1 protein-coding gene and 1 pseudogene are annotated in these 773 nt (G+C 65.5%); both read left to right on the plus strand.

Annotation, left to right across the window (positions count from 1 at the left end; all coding sequences use genetic code 11):
• Positions 1–185 (plus strand): annotated as a pseudogene (locus AC1D1G_RS45720) (Lrp/AsnC family transcriptional regulator); the annotation flags it as partial.
• 23 nt (positions 186–208) lie between these two features.
• On the plus strand, positions 209–670 hold the full coding sequence (locus AC1D1G_RS45725; RefSeq protein WP_005252720.1) for a 6,7-dimethyl-8-ribityllumazine synthase: 462 nt from the start codon (positions 209–211) through the stop codon (positions 668–670).
• The last annotated feature ends 103 nt before the right edge of the window (positions 671–773 follow it).

Genomic DNA, 773 nt, shown 5'->3' on the forward strand with positions numbered 1-773 from the left:
CGTCCACGCACGCGGAGCTGCAGAAGTTGCTGGAGAAGATCGCGAACCTGCCCGGCATCACGCATTCGACCACCACCATCGCGCTGACCAGCCCGCTGCCGTACCGGATTCAGCCCCTGCTCGAGCACCTCACCGACGACTCCGGGTGGGGCCGGTCCACGGCACTGCCCCGTTCACAGCGCTAGCTCCGGTGCAGTAGTTTCAGACCATGAGTGAGAGTCAGGGACGGATCGCGTTCATCCAGGCCACGTGGCACCGCAACATCGTCGACCGCGCGCGCGAGGGCTTCACCGACGAGGTGAACACGCTGGGGTATTCGAAGGACGAGCTGGACTTCTTCGAGGTGCCGGGCGCGTTCGAGATCCCGCTGCACGCACGCCGCCTCGCCCTCACCGGGCGTTACGACGCCGTCGTCGCGGCCGCGCTCGTCGTGGACGGTGGCATCTACCGGCACGAGTTCGTCGCGACCGCGGTGATCGACGGCCTCATGCGCGTGCAACTCGACACGGATGTGCCGGTGTTCTCGGTTGTGCTGACGCCGCACCACTTCCACGAGCACGACGAGCACCTCAACTACTTCCACGACCACTTCGTGAAGAAGGGTGCCGAGGCCGCTCGTGCCTGCGTCGCCACCGTCACGTCGCTGAAGTCGCTGCCGACCGCGAACTGAGATTCGCCCACTCCGAACCGCAACGAGAAACCACCGTCAGTACGTACTGACGGTGGTTTCCTCGTGTTACCGGTCCTTCGCGTGCCGGTGCTGGACGTAGAGG

The sequence above is a fragment of the Rhodococcus sp. P3_B8 genome (assembly GCF_056402775.1).